The sequence below is a fragment of the Chitinophaga rupis genome (genome assembly GCF_900109685.1).
Classification (GTDB): Bacteria; Bacteroidota; Bacteroidia; order Chitinophagales; family Chitinophagaceae; genus Chitinophaga; species Chitinophaga rupis.
In genome coordinates, this window is the sequence record NZ_FOBB01000004.1 from 634,699 (window position 1) to 659,860 (window position 25,162).

Genomic DNA, 25,162 nt, shown 5'->3' on the forward strand with positions numbered 1-25,162 from the left:
GCAAAGCAGAAAGCATAAAGCACAAAGCACAAAGCCGAAAGGATAAAGCATAAAGCTCCTTATGTTTTGTTGACAATGTTTTGCTAAGGGCTTGGCTTTTAACAACTTTACAACTATTGGCCTGGCTTACTGCATTACGTTATACTTCCGGCTTTTTGCTTTCTGCTTTATCCTTTCAGTTTTTACAGCTACTGGCCTGGCTTACTGCATTACGTTATACTTCCAGCTTTTTGCTTTTTGCTTTCCGCTTTCTGCTCCCTAAGGCATTTTTGCTAATCCCTCCCACTTCACCTTCCACTTACCATTTTTAGGAAATCCCGGTGCATCCGGGCCGGTGTAACCATCCCAGCCGGCGCACATCATGGCAATGGCGGAGAGTAAAGCACCGTTACCGGGCAGGTATATACGTAAATTATCGCGCTGGTAATTATGGCCGTTAGGCAGGAAAGTGTTTTTGGTTACCTGCTTCAACAGTATATCCACGGCGGCTTCCGGCTGCCCCAGGCGGGTGGCTGTCATGGCTACAAGGGGATAATCCCATCCCCAGGTATCTTCCCAGCTCCAGGAATCCCATATTTTTTTGAAGGTGCGTAACATCATGGTGGAATCTACCAGCGTATCAGGCGGTACAAAACCATCCATACCCAATACTGCCGGATGATCGGTCATATAACGGGGATTGGTATACGAATCCGGCGCGCTGGCGGCTGCCAGGTACAAACCATCTTTACTGGGAAAAGGCGGCAGCTTTGCAATGATGGAATCCCATTCCGGCTGAGGCTCCATATTCAGCCGCTTGCGCCATTGCTGCGCCGTACGTAAAGCCCAGCGCCAGTAAGCCAGCTCAAAGGATGGGTTGGTGGTGGTAACAGGATCAAAACGTTCCTGCGCAGGGATCAGGCCCGGCCCTAATACGTATTCATGCTTAATTGTATCATACCAGGGATAAGATGCCATAAAATCTGCAGTGGCAAATACCAGGTCTTTATATTGTTGCAGTGTAGCATTATCGGGATGATCGCGGTAGCACAATTCAGCCATATAAATAAAATGCGGCTGCTGCCAGATGAGGAAAGGCCCTACAGGAGAAGGGCTTTCATTGCCGGAAGGATCGGTCATCTTAGGCCAGCGTACTCCTTTAAAACCTTGTTTGACAGCGGTTTCGCGGGCTTTATCCTTAATAGTGCCATACCACGACAAACTTTTTTCCAGCAGGGCCGGCCGGTTCCATAAAGCAAAATGTGCAGCATGCCACCAATGCATTTCCAGGTGAAATTTTCCGAACCAGCTGTTATAGGTAAGGCCTGTTTCCTGCGGTGGCGTATTACCGGCGCATTGTATGCGGGTAAGATATTGTGAAAGTACAATACGCCGCTCCAGCTCTGCTGCCCGGGGATCTGTGCTGCCGGAAAGATCTACCGCACCGCCGGTTTCCCAGAACTGTTGCCAGTCGTCACGGCTGTCGCCCCAGATCTGCTGATGTGCTAAGGTGCTGATGCGCTGATCCGCCGGTGTGAAAGTATTGTTGAAAGGACCGCTCTGGCCTTGCACTTTAGGCGCGGGCGCTGCGGCGGGTGTAAAGTGGCAGCTGAAGGCCAGCATCTCCTCCTCTCCTAAAGGATTCAGCAAATAATCATGCGGCGCTTTTTTCTGCAAAGCCTCATCTCCGTTCCACTGTAATACTACGTTGTAATAAGTTTGATCCAGCTCGCGCTCAAACAGCACCTGCCGGTCATTAAGGTACCGTGAAGTGGTTTTGTGCCTGTCAGGCTGCTGAAAATCGGGCCTGCCTTCCCAGTCACCGGTAGGGTAAGGAAAACGTATATGCACGCTTAACCGGTGTTGCGCTACCAGCGGGGATTCCACGTTAGCGGCTACCATATCCAGCTGCGGGTGGCAAACCGTGTGTACCTTAACGGGCACGCCTTCCACTTCAAAATAGCTGTGGATCTCCCCTTCCCATAAGTCCAGCTCCTGGCGTATGTTCTTAATGTCTTCTATTTGTGCGGGCATCCCATTTTTTTTCAGGATAGTTAGCCCTACCACGCCCAGCTGCAGGCGGTGAGGGTTAGCCCGTAAAAAGTCAGAGGCATCTTTTTGGCGGCCGGCTTTATCATGCGCATACAGGTAAGGCACCTGCCGGTTGTTCACTTTATAGTTCTTCCACACTTCACTGCGCTGATAGCGGTATGTATTGGGAAAGCTGTGCCAGCCCCATTCTGATTCGGTACCCAGCGGAACGCCGCCCCGCTCAAAATATTCAGGGAAAGTTTGCAGACCGGTGGGGTCTACGGTAAAAGCAAATTCACCATTGCCCACAGAAAGGGACGACAGTGAATCAAAACGCTGTACGCTTACATTGTGCCGTGTTACCAGCGCATGCCGGTCTATTTTACCCGTGCTTTGCTGTGCAGCAGCTATATGAACGAATAAGCCGGCATAGATGAGTACAAGGAATATGGTTTTCATAATGTTGTCTGAACCCAGTTTAGATCACTATTCTGCTATTAACGTATATACGTTACCTGCAGTAGTATTAAACGTGTACAGGTAACCGGTACCATCCCCTTTCAATGCGCTGAGGGCCAGATTATTGCTGCCTTTCAGGGGCTGCAGTACCCGCAGGCGGCAGGGACCACCATTTTTTGCAAGTATAGTAGCTTTTTTTAATTTTCCATCGGCCCATTGCATATCAATAACAAAACCGCCACGGGCCACCAGCCCTTTTACCTCTCCGCTGGCCCAGGCATCCGGAATGGCAGGCAGCAGCTGTATGGCATTCAGCTGGCTTTGCAGCAGCATTTCGGTGATACCGGAAGTGCCGCCAAAGTTACCATCTATCTGAAACGGCGGGTGCGCGCAAAATAAATTTGAATAGGTGCCACCTGCGTTATGATAGTCGGTAGCGTCGTTACTGCTTATTTTCAGCAGCTCGCGTAAGAGCTTATAGGCATGGTTGCCATCCAGCAAACGCGCCCATACATTGATTTTCCAGGCTTTGCTCCAACCGGTGCCGCCATCGCCACGGATAGCCAGCGTACGTTTGCAGGCTTCTGCAAATGCGGGTGTGGTAAGCGGGGAAATTTCCCTACCGGGGAATAAGCCAAACAGGTGTGAGATGTGCCGGTGCTCCGGATCCTCATCTTCCCAATCCTTATACCACTCCTGCAGGTTGCCTTTTTTGCCTATCTGCAATGGCAGCAGCTTGCTTTTCTTTTGCAGCAAAGTATCGCGGAAAGCCATGTCCGTTTGCAGGATGGAATCCGCGTCCACCAGGTTGCTGAACAGGTCGCGGATAATAGACATATCCATAGTGGTTGCTATAGAAACGGAGCTTTTTACACCGGTTTCTGTAATGAACTTGTTTTCCGGTGAAGTGGCAGGCGCTGTTACCAGGTGGCCTTTGCCATCGCTCACCAGCCAGTCCAGGCTGAACTGCGCGGCTGCTTTCATGATGGGGTAAGCAGTATCGCGCAGGAACTTTTTATCACCGGTAAAACGGTAATGCTCCCAAAGGTGCTGGCACAGCCAGTTTCCGCCCATAGGCCAGTTAGCCCACTGCGGATCGCCTTTACCGAGATTGCCTACAGGATTGGAAAGCGCCCATATGTCGGTATTATGATTAGCGGCCCAGCCACGGGTATTGTAAAAATGTTTGGCGGTATAACGCCCGGTGCTGGCCACATTCTGGATAAGCGTTAACAGGGAGCGGTGCATTTCCGGCAGGTTCACGGCTTCCGCAGCCCAGTAGTTCATTTGTGTATTGATGTTAATGGTGTAGTTAGAGCTCCAGGGTGCACGCAGCTCTTTATTCCAGATACCCTGCAGGTTGGCAGGCACGCCATTTAAACGGGAGCTGGAAATTAACAGGTAACGGCCAAACTGGAAGTACAGGGCCTCCAGCTCAGCATCCTGCGCACCGGTAGCATAACGGCGTAAACGCTCGTCTGTAGGCAGTTTTGTGCGGTCTTCGCCTGGCGATGGCGGCAGGATAAAGCTTACGCGGTTAAAGTAATAATGAAAATCATCCACATGGCGCCTGCGCAGCTCATCAAAGGGAAGCTGTGCAGCAGCCTGTAAATAAGCGGTGGCCAGCTTGTGCTCATCTTTGCCTTCGTTGTCCGGGCACTTATCAAAACCATTAAAGCTGGTAGCGGCGGAAACCAGGATCACGGCCTGTGTAGCATTACTGATAGTAATACCGCCGGTATCGGCCTTTATGCTGCCGTCTGAACTGCTGGCGCGGAGCTTCAGCTCAAAACGCATGCCCTTACAGCCTTTGGTATCTTCGTAAATAATAGGCTCCTTGTTGTAGTTCACATAACTGGGATCGACCTGTGCTGGCGCTTTTCCTTTCAGCGTTATTTCCTGCTGCCCGCTTACCAGCTGCTGATGCCGTAGCTGGCTGCCGGCACTGATCTTACAGTTCAGCTGCTGCTTTTTATTTGCTGTTAGCCTGATCACAATAACCTGGTCTTTTCCGGAAGCAAAGATCTCTCTCGTATAACCTATACCGTTACTGGTAAAGGTGGTTCCTGCAATAGCATCCGCCACATTCAGATCGCGGGAATAAGCTGCAGGCGTGCCGGGCAGCTGCTGTTTAATATGAATATCGCCCAAAGGCAGGTACGACTGGCTATACAGGCCCTGCATTTCTTTGAGCTCTTCGGAAGCGGCAGCATAATCGCCCTTAAAAAGTTTGGCACGTATGGAGGGTAAATGTTTATACGCATCAGGGTTAACCTGGTTATTTACCGGTCCGCCGGACCAAAGGGTGGCTTCATTTAACTGGATCAGCTCATCGCCTGCCCCTCCGAATATCATGGCGCCCAGGCGGCCGTTGCCCACTGGTAAAGCTTCCGTCCACTCCTTTGCGGGCTGCTGATACCATAGCTTTAATGTGTTTCCTTTTTGTTGTGCCGTAGCAATGCCTGTCAATAACAGCAGGGCCGGTAATAGTTTCAGTTGCATCAGTTTACATAAGTTGGAGCATACAAAATACAACTTCGTTTGCATTCTATTTTCACAAAAACTGATGGAAAATTAAACTAATCCAATGGCAACCGGATCCATTCCAAACCCGCTACCGTCAGGGTTCCGTCCAAATGCAATCGTTTGCGTAAAAATACCGGCCAATGTTTGAACAAGGGGTTACTTTTACTCTATAATATTATGGACCTGAGTACCATAACGTGGAATTTAGCACAAAGGTCGAATTCTTTCGACCTTTTTAATTTAATTTTAGGGCAGTACAAGAAACGGAGCCACTATGGCATCTGCCCACTTCATGAGAAGATACGCTGTTATATTTTTCCTGTTATTACTACTACCGGTACTGCGCGTTTTTCCACAAACACCGCCTTACCAGTTTTCCCATATTGATATTGACCAGGGGCTTTCCAACAACCAGGTGAACTGCATATTCAAAGACAGTAAAGGGTTTATGTGGTTTGGCACCATATCGGGCCTGAACCGTTATGATGGTTATACCTTCCGCATCTTTAAGCATGATGTACGCGATTCAACTTCCCTGCCGGATAATTTTATAGAACGTATCACTGAAGCGCCCGGCGGGCTGCTATGGATCTATGCGCGCGACAGGCAGCACGCATACGACCCTGCCCGGGATGCTTTCCTTTCCGCACAACCGGTATTGCAGCAAATGGGCATACCCGGCGCAGCGGTAAATGATATTATACGCGATGCACAGGGCGGGTACTGGTTCATTCATCCCACCAACGGCCTGTATTATGCTGCAGCAGGTAAAACACCCGCTTTACGTATACAACATACAAAGGACAGCAGCACTATTTACGACAACAGCCTGGCAGCGGTTACCTTAACCGCAGATAATAATTTATGGCTGCTGCACAGCAATGGCATGCTTGAAAAAATGGACAGGCACAGCAAACGTATCACCTACCGTAATGATCTTTTATTCCGACAGAGCAAAGGCGTGCCACAACCTTATTCCCTGCTGGCCGACCGGGAAGACGACCTGTGGATCTACATCAGCAGCGATGCGCAGGGCATCTGGTACTTTAACCATGCTACACAGGCTTTTTCACACTACGATCAGAACAGCCAGCCCATACGGCTGAACAATAATATTGTACGCGGCGTGGTACAGGATAACCAAGGCCGCATATGGATAGGTACCGATCACGGCGGCGTGAATATTATTGACAAACAACGGCAAAGCATACACTATGAAGTGAACCAGCCGGAAAACCCCAAAAGCCTTTCGCAGAACAGTATTACCACGCTGTATAAAGACAATACCGGCATTATATGGGTAGGCACTTATAAAAAAGGCATCAGCTATTACCATGAGGATATTGTAAAATTCCCCCTGTACCAGCACCAGCCTTTTAATGCGCAAAGCCTGCCGTATGACGATGTGAACCGCTTTGTGGAAGATGCAGCCGGCAACCTCTGGATAGGTACCAACGGCGGTGGGCTCATCTACTTCAACCGTAACACTAATACCTACACGCAGTACCGGCATGATGCGCGCAATCCTGGCAGCATAAGCAGCGATGTGGTGGTAAGCCTGTGGATAGATCAGCAGCAGCAGCTATGGGTAGGCACTTACTTTGGTGGGCTGGACCGCTTTGCCGGCGGACAGTTTGTGCATTATAAAAATGATCCGGCCAACCCGGCATCCCTGAGTAATAACAGTGTATGGGAAATATTTGAAGATAGCCGGCATCAGCTATGGGTAGGCACTTTAGGCGCAGGCCTGAACCTGTTTGACCCCGCCACACAAAAGTTTCACCCTTACCGTAAGGGGCAGCCCAACTCCATTCACTCCAATTATATTGCCGCCCTGCTGGAAGATAAACAAGGCAACCTGTGGATAGGTACAGATAACGGGGTAGAGATCCGGGATGCACAAACCGGGCGTTTTACAACCTATAACAAAAACCTGAGCAACAACAACGTTATTTGTTTATTTGAAGACAGCCGCGGCTGGATCTGGATAGGCACCCGGGAAGGACTGAACCTGTACGATCCGCAGCTAAAACAATCCCGCATTTTCCGCAGGGAAGATGGATTGCCGGATAATTCGGTGCTGAATATACTGGAAGATAATGATCACAACCTTTGGATGAGCACTCCCAACGGGCTCTCTAACCTCACTATCACGGACGGCAAGTTCCGCTTTTTAAATTATGATGCGGCAGATGGGCTGCAGGGCAAGGAGTTCAATGAAAATGCAGCATTGAAAACGCGGCGCGGTGAGCTGCTGTTTGGCGGTGGTAACGGGTTTAATCTGTTTTACCCGCATACCATTACACGAAATAAAAATGTGCCCCCCCTGGTGTTAACAGACTTCCAGGTATTTAATAAAAGCATGAATGCCGGTGAAAAAATAAACGGCCGTGTGCTGCTGCCGCAGGATATTTCCGCTACCCGGCAAATTACGCTGAAGTATAAGGAGAACGTTTTCTCCATTGGGTTTGCAGCGCTCAGCTATTTTCACCCGGAGAAAAGCCGGTATGCCTATAAGCTGGAAGGTTTTAATGAAGGATGGCTTACCACTAATGGCGATCAGCGCAAAGCCACCTACACCAACCTGGACCCGGGCGATTATGTTTTTCGCGTAAAAGCCTCTAATAATGATGGGGTGTGGACACGCCAGCCACTGGAGCTGCACATTAAAATATTACCCCCCTTCTGGAAAACACCGCTGGCCTTTTTATTATATGGCGTGCTGATATTAGGCGCGCTGTTACTGGCGCGGCGGCTGATGCTGGAAAGGGAACGCTTACGGTTCCGTATAGAACAGGAAAGGCAGCAGGCGCACCGCATGCACGAGCTGGATGCGCTGAAGATCCGTTTTTTCACCAATGTATCCCACGAGTTCAGAACCCCCTTAAGCCTGATCATTACCCCGCTGGAAAAGATCATTAAAGGCACAAAGGAAGAAGGCACTAAAGGGCAGCTGGAGCTGATACAACGCAATGCCCGCCGCCTGCTAAACCTGGTGAACCAGCTGCTGGACTTCCGTAAAATGGAGGTGCAGGAAATAAAGCTGCATACTACCGAAGGCGATATAGTGGCATTTATCCGCGAGCTGACCGCCTCCTTCTCCGATCTTTCTGAAAAGAAACAGGTGAAGCTGGATTTCCGCAGCCAGGTGAATACCCTGGTAATGGCTTACGATGCGGATAAGATAGAAAAGATCATCTTTAACCTGCTGAGCAACGCTTTTAAATTTACGCCGGAGCTGGGCAGCGTAGCAGTAGAGCTGCAACTGGCCGAAGACGGCAGGATCCTCATCATCCAGGTAAAAGATACCGGCATTGGTATGCCGCCGGAACAGCAGGAACGCATTTTCGAAAGATTTTTCCAGCATGAGGGGCAAGGCTCCCTGCTGAACCAAGGCAGCGGTATTGGATTAAGCATAACCAGGGAATTTGTAAAGCTGCATGGCGGCACTATTACGGTAGACAGCGCGCCTGAAATGGGCAGCTGTTTTACCATTCAGCTACCGGTAAAAACCAATGCCGCCCAACCTGCACCCGTTACAAACGGCAACGGGGACGCGGTTCCCTCCCCTGCTCCTGTTCCTCCCCTAACGCCCATACCCGTACGCTCCGGCAAAAAGCCGCTGGTATTATTAGTAGAGGATAATGAAGATTTCCGTTTTTACCTGAAAGATAACCTGGGACTGCATTACCAGGTAATAACCGCGGAGAACGGGCAAAGCGGCTGGCAAATTTTGCAGCAAACCCTGCCCGACCTGGTGGTGAGCGATGTGAGCATGCCGGTAATGGATGGGCTGGAACTATGCCGCCGCATCCGGGGTAACCAGCACACCGCGCATCTACCTGTAATACTGTTAACGGCCCGCACTACCGAAGCCGACCAGCTGGAAGCGCTGGAAAAGGGCGCCACGGATTTTATTACCAAACCATTCAGCTTTGAAGTGCTGCTGTCGCGCATCCGGAACCTGATTACCCAGCAGGCCACCCTGAAAAAATCGTTCCGGGAGAAAATAGAAGCAAACCCCAGCACCATCGCCATCTCATCTGCCGACGAACAATTTATACAACAGGCCTTACAGATAGTGGAGAAACATTTACCGGACCCGGACTTTTCCGTGGAGGACCTGAGCCGTGCCCTGTACATGAGCCGCGTATCCGTTTACAAAAAGATCTTATCCCTTACCGGCAAAACGCCTATTGAGTTCATCCGATCCATACGGCTTAAACGTGCAGCACAGCTGCTGGAAAAAAGCCAGCTGACCGTGGCAGAGGTAGCGTATGAAGTAGGGTTCAATAATCCCAAATACTTTTCCCGGTATTTTAAAACGGAGTACAATGTATTACCCTCTGCCTACGGAAGGCAGCGGACGCCGGAAAGTGATACAACAAATGATGATGCAACAAATGATACCCCATAAATAACCAAAACAGGCACCTGCCCCCGGCAGGTTATTGATAGTTTTGTGCATTGATGATCTTATATATGCCTGAGAGAGACTACCATCACCGCCGCAAGTTGTACCTGACCGTAGAGATCTTGTTGTATGCCCTCATTACCACCGGGCTGGTGGCAATGATGCTATTGTTATGATTATCAATAAAGTTCTGCAAAAGAATACCTGTCAGATTAACATTTTATACACTTCCCGCTATCATTTGCATACCCTGGGGGGTATGGTTTGTTAACATAATCACCCCCAATCGAAAACATTCGCATCCCCAGCGAGTGACGGAGTACAGCTAGTTTTGGAATTACGAATTATTTAATTACGAATTACGAATTGGGCACTGCGCATTTTTACGTACCATAAGTAATTTCTGAAGTACATCATTCGTAATTCGTAATTAAATAATTCGTAATTAAACTTCTCCACGTATGATTAGAAGAACACTTGTCCCGTTTGTGTTATGCACGTTATGGTTTCAATGCTGTTTGGCCGGAAATGTAGAAAGGCTCAAAGACGGTTTATTAATTCACTTACAGCAACCTGCCAGGAACGGCGCACGCCAGGTGCAGCTGCAGGTAGTTTCTGACAAGATCATTCACGTATCTGCCGGCCCGGGTGAGGCCATTTCCACCTCTCCCAGCCTGATGGCGCTGGTTACCGGTTCTCCTTCCGTTAAATGGGATTCTGAAGAAAAAGAGGGTATCGTAACCCTGAAAACCAGCGCACTCACCGCCACGGTTTCGCTGCAAACGGGTGAGGTAAGTTTCCGGGACGCCAACGGGCAAATCATTTTGCAGGAAACAGCTGCCGGTGGTAAAACATTTACACCTGTGAATATTGATGGGAAAACGCTGTATCGCATTCAGCAGGTATTTGAATCCCCTGCAGATGAAGCATTCTACGGACTGGGCCAACACCAGACCGGTTTAATGAATTATAAGAACCAGGATGTAGACCTGACGCAGTATAATTCCATTGCCGCCGTGCCCTTCCTGCTATCCAGCCGCCACTATGGCATTTTATGGGATAATTATTCTATTACCCGTTTTGGCGATGACCGTCCCTATGCGCAGCTGGGTGAATTTACCCTATACAATAAAGATCATAAGGCCGGCGGTTTAACCGCGACCTATGCCCCCCGCCGCAAACCGGATAGCGTGTACCTGCGCCGGGATGAAAACAAGATCGATTACACTTTTTTGCCGGACCTCCATAATATACCCGCAGCATTTCCCATGGATAAGGGAATGGTTACGTGGGAAGGTTTTATATCACCTGCTGAAAATGGGCTGCACAAATTTTTCATGACCGCCTCCGGTTATATTAAGGTGTGGGTAGATGGCGCTTTGGTGCTGGATAAATGGCGTGAAGGCTGGAACCCCGGCCCCACGGTATTTCAGCACACCTTACATAAAGGACAGCAGCATGCGCTGAAAGTGCAGTGGATCCCCGAATCGTCACAGGCCTTTGTATCGCTGAAATGGCTAAGCCCTACACCAGCTGCTTTACAAAACAAGTGGGTGCTGACCTCTGAAGCAGGTGAAAAGCTGGATTACTATTTCGTTTACGGAAGCAGTGCGGATGAAGTGATCAGTGGTTACCGGACCATTACCGGCCGCGCAACCCTGCTGCCACGCTGGGCAATGGGCTTCTGGCAAAGCCGGGAGCGTTACAAAACGCAGGCGGAAATAGAGCAAACCGTGAGTGAGTTCCGTAAAAGAAAGATCCCGCTGGATAACATTGTGCTGGACTGGTCATACTGGAAACAGGATGCCTGGGGCAGCCAGGAGTTTGATGCAGCGCGCTTCCCCGACCCAGCAGGCATGATCAACCGCCTGCACAATCAATACCATACCCATTTCATGATCTCTGTATGGCCCAAGTTCTACGAGGGCATCAGCAACTATAAAAGCTTTGATGAAAAGGGATGGCTGTACAAACAGAATATTAAAGACCGGCAGCGCGACTGGATAGGCAAAGGGTATGTATCCACTTTTTACGATGCCTATAATGCAGATGCCCGTAAGCTGTTCTGGAGCCTGATCAATAAAAACCTGTTTAGCAAAGGGGTAGATGCCTGGTGGCTGGATGCTACGGAGCCGGATGTATTATCCAATGCTTCTATCACACACCGCAAGGCATTGATGAACCCTACTGCTTTAGGCCCTGCAGACCAATATTTCAACGGGTATGCACTGGCGAATGCAGGCGGCATTTACGAAGGCCAGCGGAAAACCAAACCGGATCAGCGCGTATTTATCCTTACCCGCTCTGCCTATGCCGGTATACAACGTTATGCCGCAGCCACCTGGAGCGGCGACATTGCTGCCAGGTTCGATGAGCTGGCCAGGCAGATACCCGCCGGTATTAATTTTTCCCTTTCCGGTTTGCCTTACTGGACTACAGATATAGGCGGCTTTTATGTAGAGGATAAATATGACAGTCCTGCACCTAAAGGAGCTGCCCTGCAGGAGTGGCGTGAGCTGAACACCCGCTGGTTCCAGTATGGCGCTTTTTGCCCGCTGTTCCGCAGCCATGGCCAGTTCCCCTACCGGGAAATGTTTAACATAGCGCCGGACAACAGCCCGGAATACCAATCCATGCTGTATTACGACCAGCTGCGTTACCGGTTGATGCCTTACATATATTCACTGGCAGGCGCTACTTACCATCATGACTATACGATTATGCGCGGACTGGTGATGGATTTTGGCGCAGATACCGCCGTACAGAATATTAAAGACCAGTTTATGTTTGGGCCTTCCCTGCTGGTAAACCCGGTATACACCTACCAGGCGCGCGACCGCCGTTTGTACCTGCCTGCCAATACCGGCTGGTATGACCTGTACACCGGTAAGTACACGGCCGGCGGCGCTTATATTACTGCCAATGCGCCAGTGAACCGTATGCCGCTGTATGTAAAAGCAGGCAGCATACTGCCCTTTGGCCCTGCTTTGCAATATACCGGCGAACGCCCGGCAGATACCATTACATTATATGTATACACAGGAAAAGATGCGCAGTTTGATCTTTATGAAGATGAAGGCCTGAACTATAACTATGAGCAGGGACAGTTCAGCAACATACCGCTTAGCTATAATGAAGCAACGCAAAAGCTTACCATTGGCAAACGGGAAGGCAGCTTCCCAGGAATGCTGCAGCAAAGAACTTTCCGCGTGATAAAGGTAAGCCCTGAAAAGGCTGCAGCGCTTGATTTCAACCAGACTACCAGAGACGTAGTAGTATATAACGGTCAGGAACAAACGGTGCTGCTGCAATAGCAGCGGCGCCGTTATTTTACTCGTAAACTAAAACCACGAAAAATGAAAACACATTACCTGCCTACCTGTGCCACCTGATGAGGGGACATTATAACAATATCAATCAGCTTGAACCATCCAATAAGTTTCACCATGCGATCTGATAAAATGAGATCCAGGGTGGCCTTTAAAAATTCAAAAGCGTTTCACATGAAAAATGCGTACAAAACATGCTCTACCCGCGGGCTTTACAGCCTCCTGCTCCTGGTCCTGGTACTGGCCGGGCACAGTGCTGCCGCCCAGGTGAACAAACACCCGCTGTCCGGGAAAATAACGGCAGCAAAGGATAACAGCCCGTTGCCCGGCGCCAGCGTAGTTGTAAAAGGTACTACAACAGGTACCATTACCAGCGCCACCGGCGACTTCACCCTGCAGGTAAGCGATGCCGATTCACTGGAAGTTTCACTAATAGGCTTTAACAGACAAACCATAGCGGTAAAAGGCCGTACCAGCATTACCATTGCCCTGGAAGACGGCACTACCGGCCTGGATGAAATAGTAGTGGTAGGTTACGGAACAGAAAAGAAAAGACTTAACACCGGCGCTATTGGCCGTGTGAACGGGGCTGCGCTGGAGGAAACCCATACCCTGCGGGTAGACCAGGCATTACAGGGCCAGACTCCCGGTATACAGGTAACCTCCAATTCCGCGCAACCCGGCGAACCCATGAAAGTTCGTATACGCGGTACCGGTACTATAGGTAATTCCGACCCGCTATACATTGTAGATGGTATGCCTGTTTCAGATATCAGCTACCTGAACTCCGGCGACGTAGCCTCTATGGATGTGCTGAAAGACGCTGCATCTGCCGCCATTTACGGCGCCAGGGCTGCAAACGGTGTAGTGATCGTTACTACTAAAAAAGGCCGCAAAGGCAACATGCAGGTATCATATGATGGTTTTTATGGCCAGCAGAACCCGGCCCGTAAATTACCGCTGCTGGATGCGCATGAATATGGCATTATTATGAATGAAGCAGCCATTAATTCCAACCGCGCTCCTTACTTCTCCGTAGAACAGATTAACCAGCTGGGCAAAGGCACCGACTGGCAGGAAGCAATATTCAACAAACACGCACCTACGCAAAGCCATACAATAAATTTATCCGGTGGTTCTGAAAGATCAGTGTATTCCTCTTCATTATCCTACATGAAGCAGGAGGGCACCATTGGTTTTAAGGGACAGTCGCAGTATGAACGCCTGGCTTTCCGCTTAAGCTCTGAACATTACATGTATAAGGATGTGGTGAAGTTTGGCGAGAACTTTACCTATACCCTTTCCAATAAAAAAGGTGTGGGCGTAGGTAACATTTATAATAACACCGTTCGCCCTATTGTGAATGTAAGCCCGCTGTTCCCGGTGTATGATTCTACCGGTAATTATGCCAAATCCAATTTTAATGCGGATGAAGCCAACCCGGTAGCCATCATGGATTACCAGAACCAGAACAGAAGCAAAACCGATCGGGTAGTAGGTAACGCTTACCTGGAAATAATGCCCATTAAGGGTTTGAAGCTGCGCAGCGATTTTGGCCTGGACCTGAGCTACCTGAATGAGAACCGTTTTACCCCGGTATATAACCTGGCTACCAATATAGTGAACCTGCACTCCCGCGCTTACCAGGGCATTACCCAAACCCGCACCTGGAACTGGGATAACACCATTTCTTACCAGCGCGATTTTGGTAAACACAGCGCTACGGTGCTGGTAGGTACCACCGCCAATGAAACCAATGTGTTTTTTGTAAATGGTTATAAGGAAGATGTGACCATTGCAGACCTGGATCACAGCATTATCAACAACGGCACGAATGAAGACACCAAGCAGATCTATGGCAGCCGTAGTGAAGATGCGCTGCTCTCTTACTTTGGGCGTATCAACTATAACTACGACGAAAAATATCTGTTCACGGCTATCTTCCGCAGGGATGGTTCTACCCGCTTTGGCGCTAACAACCGATTTGGCACCTTCCCCGCTTTCTCTGCCGGATGGGTGGCCAGCAATGAAGAATTTATGAAAACCAACTGGCTTGACTTTTTGAAGGTTCGCGCCAGCTGGGGCCGTAACGGTAACCTGCCAGCAGTATATGCCTATGACAATATTGCTACTACCAGCTACCTGTATATGGCCACCATTAGTTCTGCCAACCAGGATTATTACTTTGGCAACGGTGAAGTGAAATTCACAGGCTCCTCTCCGGACCGCGTACCCAACCCGGATCTGAAATGGGAAACTTCCGAACAGCTGGATCTCGGTTTTGATGCCCAGCTGTTAAAAGACTTCAACGTAAGCTTTGACTGGTACCGTAAAACTACCCGCGACTGGATCATTACCGTGCCGGTGCCTGCCCTTGCGGGGACCAAGCCCCCCACCGTAAATGGCGGCAGCGTAAAGAACCAGGGGGTGGAAATAGCGCTGGGTTACACTCACCGGTTCGGAGAGCTTTCCTTTGGTATTAACGGCAACGTAACACTGAATAAGAATGATGTAATAGATATTCCCAATGCGGAAAAAGTGATCGTAGGTGATGCCAATGTACCCTTTGTAGGCATTGATGAAATATTCCGCACGCAACAGGGCCACCCGGTAGGCTATTTCTACGGTTTAAGAACAGATGGTATTTTCCAGAACGAAGCTGAAGTACAAAGCTATACCGGTAAGAACGGCCTGATACAACCCAACGCCAAACCAGGCGATGTACGTTTTAAAGATCTGAACGGGGATGGTGTGATCGACAGCCGCGACAAAACAGAGATTGGCAATCCCAACCCAGACGTGACATACGGCATTAACCTGAACCTGGGCTATAAAGGTTTTGATCTCTCCGTATTCCTGTATGGTGTTTCCGGTAACCAGGTGTTTAATGGTGTCCGCGATTACGCTGCCCCTTTAAGCAACTACACTACAGAAATACTGGGCCGCTGGCATGGGGAAGGTACTTCTAACCACTTACCGCGTATGACCATGGGAGATGATGCCAACCAGAACTGGACACGTTCCTCTGACCTGTTTGTGAAAGACGCCTCTTTCCTGCGGGTAAGAAGCATTAACCTGGGATACGATTTCAAAAAGGGATTGTTTCCCCGTTTGCCCTTGCAACAGTTACGGTTATACGTATCCGGCAGCAACCTGTTCACCTTTACCAAATATAAGGGCATGGACCCGGAAGTTGGCTATGGGCCTTATCCCTGGGCATCCGGTATAGATGTGGGCACTTACCCGCAGCCTAAAACAGTAATTGTGGGCGTAAACGCACGGTTCTGATCTGTAAACCAAGAAAACTCATTAGGATGAAAAAGATCTTTGTAGCAGCTATTATACTTACCACCGCAATCTCCTGCAGTAAGAGTTTCCTGGAAAGGGAACCCATAGACCGGAAGGTGGAAGAAACATTTTATAAAACACCACAGGATGCCCTGGAAGCCCTGGTAGCCGCCTATGACGAGCTGCAGTACGGCGATTATGACAACATACAGCTGGTAACTGAAATTGCCAGCGATGATTGTTTTGGCGGCGGAGGTGAATCGGATATTCCATGGAAAAGGTGGGACCGTTTTGAAAACGATAACAATACTAACCTGAATAACTGGACCAAGTATTACACCGGTATTTACCGCGCCAACATAGTATTGAGCAAAATGGATGGTGTGAACTGGGGCAGCGATACTACGCTTAAAACCCGTTACCTGGCGGAAGCGCACTTCCTGCGCGCTTACTATTATTTTGACCTGGTGCGCATGTTCGGGAATGTGCCGCTGGTAACCACTCCTCTCTCACCCGGGCAGTATAATGTGCCGCAGGCCACCCCGGAAGCAGTGTACCAGCTGATTGCCAGCGACCTGAAATTTGCAGCTGCCAACCTGCCTGCCATCGCCTACTCCGGCATTCCGGCAGCAGAATACGGCCGCGTTACCAAATGGGCGGCAGAAGCGCTGCTGGGCCGTGTGTTCCTGTACTATACCGGTTATTACGGACAAAATGATATAGCCGGTACCGTTACCAAACAGGAAGCGCGTACTTATATAGATGACGTAGTGAATGCCAGCGGTTATACGCTGATAGATTCTTTCCCCCGCCTGTGGCAGTCGGCCCTTTCCCGTTTTGCCGGTGAGGATAATGCAGAAACAGTATTTGCCATTAAGTTCACCTACAAAGGCCTGGGCGACTGGAATAAACATGATGGTAACCGTATGCAGGTAATGATAGGTTTCCGGAATGATGCAGTGCCGCCTTATTATAAAGGCTGGGGCGCAGGACCAGTGAACCCCAAGCTATGGGAAGCCTATGAAACGGGCGATACACGCCGTGCCGCCTCCATTATTTCCGTAGAAGCAGAGGGGCTGAGCTACCCGGCCATTTACCCACAGAAAACAGGTTTTATGTGGAAGAAATACATGCCCATGATGGCCTTAAAAGCAGAAGATTATAACGGCGATTTCCAGATAGATAACTTCTACGATTATGTAGCCATCCGTTTTGCAGATGTGCTGCTGATGGGCGCAGAGCTGAACCTGGATGGTGACCTGGGCAAGGCGCAGCAATATTATAACCGTGTGCGCGACCGCGCTTTCCTGGACCAGAACCATCGCAGAACCTTAACGCCCGGCGCTGCCGGCAAAAAGCTGATCATGGATGAACGCCGTTTTGAGCTGGCGCTGGAAGGCCAACGCTACTGGGACCTGCTTCGCCAGGGAGTACCCGTTGCCAAACAGGCTATTGACAATAGCAGCAGCGATGCACAGTTTAACGTAAGCTTCCGCCCGGAAACAAAAGGACTTTTCCAGATACCGCAGCAGGAGCTGAACCTTTCCAGCGGCAGCCTGAAACAGAACGCAGGATGGAATCAATAATGATCAACCAAAACAAACAGTATATGCAAAAACATATTCATCATATTATCACTTACTGCCTGCTGCTTTGCACGCTGGCAGCCTGCGATCCGCGGGAAGACCGGGATATGCTGCCCGCGCCTTTGCAAAGCAAGGACCTGCAATTTTCAGTAACCCAGCAACAGGGGCATGATAACATAGTGTACCTGGAAAATAAAACACAGGGCATTATTCCCTTCTGGAATTATGGCACCGGCATATCCAACAAAGCAAAGGATACCATTAACATACCTTTTGCCGGTACGTATTATATTAAGTTCGTGGCTTATAGCGGTGGCGGCCCGGTAGAAGATTCTGCCAAGATAACGGTAACAGAGAACGATCCCAATTATTTCAGCAGCCCGATGTGGAACCTGCTGACCAACGGTGAAGCAGGTAAAACCTGGGTATGGGCCATGGACACACCGGGCGGTGCGCCTTACGGAAATGGCTCCGGTGGCGCTACTGCGCCGGAATGGTGGAAACCCACACCGGCAGATGTTATTTCCTGGGGTGTAGATAAAGATGAAATGACCTTTGACCTGAAAGGTGCTGCCAACTATACCAAGGTAACACCCAAAGGCACAGAGAAAAGTTTATTTGTGCTGGACACGCTGAATAAAACCCTCAAGATCCTGGGTTCTGATATCAGCTACGGGGCCAAGATCACGTATGTGGTGGTAACGCTGAATGCCAATGAGCTAACGCTGGCGCAGCAGGGCGATGGATGGCGCAACATCTGGATGTTCAAACGCAAAGGATTTAAATATTAAAGAAGCTAGTGCACTAGGTTTTAGTTTAAATAATGAATAATGCTATACCGGGGTTATCCAGCCCTGGTGACATTTAACACGTTACGAACAGATAGGACATCAAAGGCCCCGACGGAACAACATACATTCCGTCGGGGCCTTTGATATTTGATGCTACTATTATTCGGTCTTTAAACTTTTTATAGGATTAGACAGCGCTGCTTTAATACTTTGATAGCTTACGGTTAACAATGTAATGATGATAGCGCCGCTGCCGGTTAACGCAAAGATCCACCAGGACATATTGGTGCGGTAGGTATAGTGCTGCAGCCAGTTATGCATAAAGAAGTAAGCCGCAGGCGTGGCAATGCACAGCGCAATGATCACCAGCATCACAAAATCTTTTGACAGCAGGCTCCATAAATTAAATACCGTAGCGCCCAGCAGCCTGCGGATACCTATTTCCTTCACACGCTGCTCTGCCATGAAAGAGGCCATTCCAAACAATCCCAGGGCAGATATGAAAAGCGCCAGCACCGTAAAGAATACAGACAGCTTGCCGATACGTTTTTCATATGTAAACTTGGAAGCATAATCTTCATCCACGAACTGGTAGCTGAACGGCTCTGCCGGGGAATACTTTGCGCACACGGCTTGCAGCCTGCCCAGCGCAGTTGCAAGGCTTAATTTCGGATTAAGCCGGATATTCAGAATGCCACCGTCATCATTTCCCTTAATATGAAAAACACTTTGTTTTACAGGTTCATAAGGGTTTTCCATTACTACATCATTTACTACACCCAAAATAGTAAAGGACCTGCCTCCCCACTTTATAACCTCACCAACCGGGTTTTTAAGCCCCATGTATTTAACAGCGGTTTCATTTAATATCAATCCAAAGGTGTCTGCAGCAAAGCTGGCAGAAAAATCCCGTCCTGCTTTTAATTGCCAGCCTACGGTTTTACCGTATTCAGTAGTTACGCCAATGGTATTAAAAGTTGCTTTCTCATTGGGGTCTTTTCCCTGCCAATCAAAGGAATTATCATAATGATCGTTTTCAGTAATAGGTGTATTGGATTCGGCCATTTCTGTGATAACACCGGATGCAAGCAGCTCATTACGCATAGCGGCAAAACTATTGTGATAATTCGCTGTGCGCATAATGATGGTGATCAACCCTTCCCGGCTATAACCGATAGGGCGGTTCTGTATATACTGCACCTGACGGAAAACAACTATAGTAGCGATCATTAAAACAATAGAAACCGTAAACTGCAGCACTACCAGTGTTTTGCGGGGCACAGCAGCAAAAGGACCGGCCCTGAAAGTTCCCTTTAATACTTTTACCGGTTTAAAGGCAGACAGGTAAAAAGCCGGGTAGCTGCCTGCAAGCAGCCCTGTAATAATAGTAAAGCCTATACAGGCAGCCCAGAAATAAGGATTTGCCCAGGCAATGGATATTTGTTTTCCAGCCACCAGGTTAAAGAACGGCAGCAGCGATATTAGTAACAGTAATGCACACACGAATGATAGAAACGACGCCAGCAATGATTCCAGGAAGAACTGGTTTATTAACTGGCTACGCTGGGAGCCAACTGCTTTACGGATCCCTACTTCTTTTGCACGTTTTTCACTCCGCGCAGTGCTCAGGTTCATAAAGTTGATACAGGCCAGCAGTAATACAAATATGCCGATGATACCGAATAGCCATACATATTGTATAGCTCCGCCTGTATTTACACCATTTTTAAAATCGGCATACAAATGCCATTTACTCATGGGCTGCAAAAAGAGCTCACTGTTTACTTTGGCTTCCTCCTTACTTAGCCGGGCCTGCTTAACGCTTTTAATTTTTGCAGATACTTTATCTATATCTGCCTTATCAGCCAGCTGTACAAAGATCTGGAAAGAGTTGTTGTTCCAGTTATCCTCATTGCCCTGTGTCCAGCTGGTAAGGTCAAAGAATGGCGCAATAAATTTCACCTCTTTGAAACTACTGTTAAGCGGCAGGTCTTCGTACACACCGGTAACCGTTTCAACAAGATCTTCATTTATCTTTACTATTTTCCCTATAGGATCAGCATCACCAAAAAGCGATTTTGCCAGGGATTGGGAAAGCAGGATGGTAGAATGTTCTTTAAGGGCCGACCTGGTGCCTTTCAGCATATTGAGCGTAAGCAGGTCCGGCGCTCCCTGTTGCATAAAGTTACCCTGCAAGCCCACCCGTTTATCGCCCGCGCTAACAAGTGAGTTCATGCTCCAGGAAGAAAGCACCACCTGTTTAAAATCACTGCCATAGGTTGTTCTAAGCTCATTGCCCAGGGGGATGGGAACACCTACACCGGTATTTACCCTCCCATTGAAGGTTTCATGCTGCATTACATGTGCAATGCGGTCGTAATGCTGATGATACTTATCAAAAGACAATTCATCCCAAATCCATAACCCGATTAATATTGCCACGGCCATGCCTGCAGACAGCCCAATAATATTAATGACCGAAAACACCTTGTTCTTCACAAGGTTGCGGAAAGCGGCTTTGAAATAGCTTTTAAACATAGGGAGTGATATTAGTTGTTACAAAAGCGGTAAGCTTTCGTTCCAAGTAATATACCAGTGTAATGTTTAGTTACAAGCTAAACATTTAGATATTTATTTATATTAAATATGTCCGTTTTTAATACAGTGGCTGTCCGGTATTAAGTGGGCTATTTTTTTTTAAGGGCACCAGTCTTACCGGCCCTAATAACCCGGAAGGCGCCGGCGCCCAGTTAGCAGCGGAAAAAGGCTGGTAAAATACATTCACAAAATTGATCTCATAAAAAATGCGCCACTCCTTCCCTTTCCTATCGTAATCGGCTATACGGTTTGCTGGCAGGTTGATCACTTCCACTTCCAGCACATTTTTTCCCGGCTGAAGGTATTTGCCAATACGTGTGCTGAAAGGCAGCGCCCATAAGGTATCCAGCGGCCGGCCATTAACTGTTATGTGCGCGCTTTCCCGCACATCGCCCAGCTCCAGCAGCCAGTCATCTGCAATAACTGTGGGTTTATCAAAGCTAATGCGATAGCGCGCTGCACCTGCATAGGTTTTGGCAGCGCTATCCGGCAGCTGCGTCCAGGAGTATAAGCTATCCAATGTAAAGGTTTTGGCAATAGCGGGCGTAGTATCCGTAAAGGCCAGCTCCCATTTACCCGCAAGCGGCTGCGCTTTACCCGCCGGCTGCCAGTAAGCCCATGCAGGCCCCTGTAAAGGATGCGCAGCATTGGATGTTTTCAGGATCAGTGATTCACCGGCCTTTAGCTGCACATGTACTGCCGCCTTACCTTGCTGCTGGCGAAGCTGTGCAAGCCCGCTGTTGCCGGTGTATGCATCAAACCAGGCCGCGGAAGCAGCGGCTGTGCCTAATGTTACCCAGCCATCAAAATCACCGGCCTGCTGGTTGGCTATCATGTAATAATGACCACTGGCATGCCTGCGGCGGGTGAACCGTAAGCCGCTATCCACCATGGTTTCCCGGGTTGCGGGCAGCTGTTTTTCCAGGGCTGCGGTAGTAGTGACCTTATTGTTCAATGACTGCTTTAATTGGGTGAATGCCTGCCTGCCCTCTTTCAAATGCGCCAGTCCGGGTACATCTTTAGGTAAATGATCCAGGAATATTATAACGGCGCCGGCTTTTGCCAGCTTGCTTAATTGCTGCAAAGTAGCCAGCGGCATATATTCACAGGCCGGTACAACAATGGTGCGGTAATGGTTACCGGTGGTTTGTATCTGGCCATTGGCTACTTTAGTTTGCTGCAGCTGCCGGTCAGAGATAAAATCTACGTTATAACCCTTATCTACCAACGTAGTGGCCACATCATAGAACGGGAAAGGCTTCATCCATTCCGAAGTTTTACCGATCACAAACTGGTAGTAACGGTCGCTCATAGGCGACTGCCATACATCATACACGGGCCAGTACAACAGGATATCATTGTCCGCTTCTCCATCCTGTAAAAAAGATTGCGTGCGGGTAATATAACCTGTGAACGCCGGCATATACCGCCAGAAGGTGTTATAGGGCGAAAACTCCACCGATGCATAGAACAGCCATCCCGGCCAGGGTGCGCCTTTGGGAGAATAAGGCGTACCATGAAATAACACATGGTTTATACCGGACAGCAACAGGTTATCCAGCTCCGGCCGGCATTGCGATAAGGGTGTTTTGAAATGTTCCGTTAGCCAGGTAAAGGTCTCTGCAGATACATATTTTTTACCCGTTACATGCGCTGCCGAAGCGGCAAACCGCAGCATCAGCGGGTTGGATTCTGTATGCCGGATCTCGTTGGTATCAATATGCAGACCCGGTATATTGAAATGGGTAGTGCCGAATGATTCGCACTCCGGTACATCCACAGCAGCATACAGGTCCAGCAGGTTGGCGGGCGAGCCATGCGCCTGGTTGCGTGTAGTGCTGCCCATTTTATGCGCCCAGCTTACCCAGTTATGCGTAAAATTTTCCAGCAGCATATCAGACATGGTTACACGATAATCGTTCACCACCCGGCGTACCGTATCCGGATCGCCATGCCCCAGGAAAGCCGGCAAATAGTCTTCCAGCCGGTATCCCCTGCGCTGTGCAAACTCCTGCAACAGGTCGGCCGACCAGTCGGCCCCAAACACTTCATAAGAGTCATTGAAAAAGGTATGTGGTACGGGCGCTTTTGTTTTTTCAAATGCCCTGCTAAAACCCTGCAGGTATTCCGTTACCACTCTTTTTGAAAAGTGGTCCATTACCCAGCCTTCCCCACCCGGTGAGGCACGTTTTACCTTTTGGCCGGTTTTACCATTGAACAGCGCTATCAGCTGCCAGCTGCCGGCAGGTGCGGTCCATTGTAAAATACCGGCGGCGTTAACCTTTGCAGTCAGGTTCAGTCGCTGCCCCTGCGCGCCATAGGCCATGAGCGCCTGCAATGGCGCAGGTGGTTGCTTTTCCTTTATAGCTGCTTTTATAGGCTCTTTTAAGGATTGCCCTGCCTGCAGGGTATATTCTTTAAAATATACTTTACCGGCTGCATCTTCCAGCGGAATACCAGGGCCGCCGAAGGGCCAGCCGGTGCCGGTGTTCATATCTACGGTCATGCCTAAACGGCTGCTTTCATGAATGGTGTAACCCAGCATTTGCATCCAGTGAGGTGATAAAAAATCGATGAACTTATTTTCAAATCCCCTGGTGCCGTAAATAGGCGTGATCTCAACCCCGCCAATGCCCGCCTGCTGCATAGCCTGTAAGCTATAGGCCAGGCCGGGTGTATCCACCGCATTTCCCAGCCACCACCAGCGCGTCCAGGGACGGGTTTCTTTTTGAATAGGTGGCCATTGCAATCCCTGGCCCATCACCAGGTAACAACAACTTAGCAAACAGGCGGTTAATAATCCGGTCTTTTTCATTCGTTCATATTTATCTCGTAGTTCTTTGTCTTTTAATTTATCTCGATGGACCTCCTTCGTCGGTCTGTCTTTTCAAAAGTCGAATGGAACCTCGCATGAATGTTCCCTGTGTATGGTAAAATTTCTCATGCCTGGTTTCATAACGTATCCGAGTTATTTTATCTTAAAAATAAAGGCAGAAGCGGTCATGTATTGCCCGCCCTGCGCAGCGGTGAACAGGTAGGCAGGTTTACCTTTATGCATTAACAGCTGCGGTCTTTCAAACCGGCCATAACGTTTCAGGTGCGGGGCCGGCGGTGGTTCCTGTATGTAGTGGGCTGCATCGTAATAAGCAATGGATGGCGTAGTCCAATGCAGCCCGTCCTTTGCTTCCATATACAAGCCTACCTTTTGACTATATACACCCATATCCCGCGCCAGCATTTTAAAACGGTCCTGCTCATACCACACAAAAGCATCTTCCAGCTGTTTGTTATCCCCTAATTTAGAAAAATCTATCACCGGGTTTTGCGCATATTTATGAAAAGGGCCTTCCGGCTTGCTCGCAATCGCTAGTCCATACTTGCGGTTGCCACGGATGGCAGCGCCTGCATCCCGCTCATAATCGGCCGTATTCCATGATTTGTAGTATAACCAGTAATCCCCATTGGGATGATGCACCAGCGAGGGATTAGTGGTGCAATGATCATCCCAGGCGCCGGTAGCGCCCGGTTCCAGGATAGGCGTTTCACTACGCTGCCAGGGACCTTCCAGGCTGTCTGCAACGGCAAGGCCTATACGTTTGGTATTGGTTTTACCATTGGAGTTACCCATATAATACAAATGATAGCGGTTGCCAAGCTTTCGTATATGCGGATTATGGCAGGTAGTAGCATCCCAAAAGCCGGGACGTGGGGACAGTACTGTATCCACATACTCAAACTTTCCCTCGGGATGGTCCGCTACTGCATGCGCAATTTCGGAACTATTGATCCAGCCGCCCATCCCTTTTGCTGCCGGCCAGCGGGAAAAGAATACATGGATCTTTCCATCCGGCCCTTCAATGGGGCTGTTACACCATACATACCAGTCCTTCATCTCCAGCGCACGACCTACGGGCTGCAGATGTTTGCTGAATTCAGACACAGGCGCAGGAGCACCATTTGCATGGTAGTGCGCCAGGAGCCTTGCAGATATAAATGAACTACCAAGGGTGGAGAGGAAGGTTCTTCGTGTAAACATTATTTTCACAATTTTAAATTACGAATTGTCAATTACGAATTACGATCCGCCGAAGCGGAACATAAATGCCATTGAAAAGACATTACGAATATGCATAATTAAAATGCAGCGGTTTAATGAGGCGA

Annotated in this window: 10 protein-coding genes; 5 read left to right on the top strand and 5 right to left on the bottom strand. The window is 49.1% G+C overall.

Features of this window, described 5'->3' with window-relative positions:
* Window positions 1–258: 258 nt before the first annotated feature.
* Complete coding sequence (locus BMZ54_RS19355) at window positions 259–2,469, bottom strand: hypothetical protein (RefSeq protein WP_089915640.1); 2,211 nt, start codon at window positions 2,467–2,469, stop codon at window positions 259–261.
* A gap of 27 nt (window positions 2,470–2,496) precedes the next feature.
* Complete coding sequence (locus BMZ54_RS19360) at window positions 2,497–4,971, bottom strand: glycoside hydrolase family 95 protein (RefSeq protein ID WP_089915643.1); 2,475 nt, start codon at window positions 4,969–4,971, stop codon at window positions 2,497–2,499.
* 298 nt (window positions 4,972–5,269) lie between these two features.
* Here BMZ54_RS19360 and BMZ54_RS19365 point away from each other — a divergent pair, with 298 nt between their 5' ends.
* The 5 genes from BMZ54_RS19365 to BMZ54_RS19385 all read left to right on the top strand — a co-directional run bounded on the left by BMZ54_RS19365 (window position 5,270) and on the right by BMZ54_RS19385 (window position 18,403).
* The gene (locus tag BMZ54_RS19365) at window positions 5,270–9,412 is read left to right on the top strand and encodes a hybrid sensor histidine kinase/response regulator transcription factor (RefSeq protein WP_202909298.1); all 4,143 of its coding nucleotides are present in this window, start codon (window positions 5,270–5,272) and stop codon (window positions 9,410–9,412) included.
* 458 nt (window positions 9,413–9,870) lie between these two features.
* Window positions 9,871–12,723 (top strand): TIM-barrel domain-containing protein, encoded by a 2,853-nt coding sequence (locus BMZ54_RS19370; protein ID WP_089915646.1) that lies wholly within the window; start codon window positions 9,871–9,873, stop codon window positions 12,721–12,723.
* Between the two features lie 189 nt (window positions 12,724–12,912).
* The gene (locus BMZ54_RS19375; RefSeq protein ID WP_162277608.1) at window positions 12,913–16,026 is read left to right on the top strand and encodes a SusC/RagA family TonB-linked outer membrane protein; all 3,114 of its coding nucleotides are present in this window, start codon (window positions 12,913–12,915) and stop codon (window positions 16,024–16,026) included.
* Between the two features lie 26 nt (window positions 16,027–16,052).
* The gene (locus BMZ54_RS19380) at window positions 16,053–17,612 is read left to right on the top strand and encodes a RagB/SusD family nutrient uptake outer membrane protein (RefSeq protein ID WP_089915653.1); all 1,560 of its coding nucleotides are present in this window, start codon (window positions 16,053–16,055) and stop codon (window positions 17,610–17,612) included.
* A 23-nt stretch (window positions 17,613–17,635) separates the two neighbouring features.
* Window positions 17,636–18,403: a hypothetical protein gene (locus tag BMZ54_RS19385; RefSeq protein ID WP_143081072.1), complete on the top strand. Its 768-nt coding sequence runs from the start codon at window positions 17,636–17,638 to the stop codon at window positions 18,401–18,403.
* Between the two features lie 159 nt (window positions 18,404–18,562).
* Here the strand turns inward: BMZ54_RS19385 and BMZ54_RS19390 are convergent, their stop codons facing one another.
* The 3 genes from BMZ54_RS19390 to BMZ54_RS19400 form a co-directional block, all read right to left on the bottom strand.
* Window positions 18,563–20,941 carry an ABC transporter permease gene (locus tag BMZ54_RS19390; RefSeq protein ID WP_089915659.1) on the bottom strand — a complete coding sequence of 793 codons (2,379 nt, stop codon included), beginning with the start codon at window positions 20,939–20,941 and terminating at the stop codon, window positions 18,563–18,565.
* 118 nt (window positions 20,942–21,059) lie between these two features.
* Complete coding sequence (locus BMZ54_RS19395; RefSeq protein WP_089915662.1) at window positions 21,060–23,816, bottom strand: glycosyl hydrolase; 2,757 nt, start codon at window positions 23,814–23,816, stop codon at window positions 21,060–21,062.
* Between the two features lie 153 nt (window positions 23,817–23,969).
* Complete coding sequence (locus tag BMZ54_RS19400; protein WP_089915665.1) at window positions 23,970–25,037, bottom strand: glycoside hydrolase family protein; 1,068 nt, start codon at window positions 25,035–25,037, stop codon at window positions 23,970–23,972.
* Window positions 25,038–25,162 lie beyond the last annotated feature (125 nt).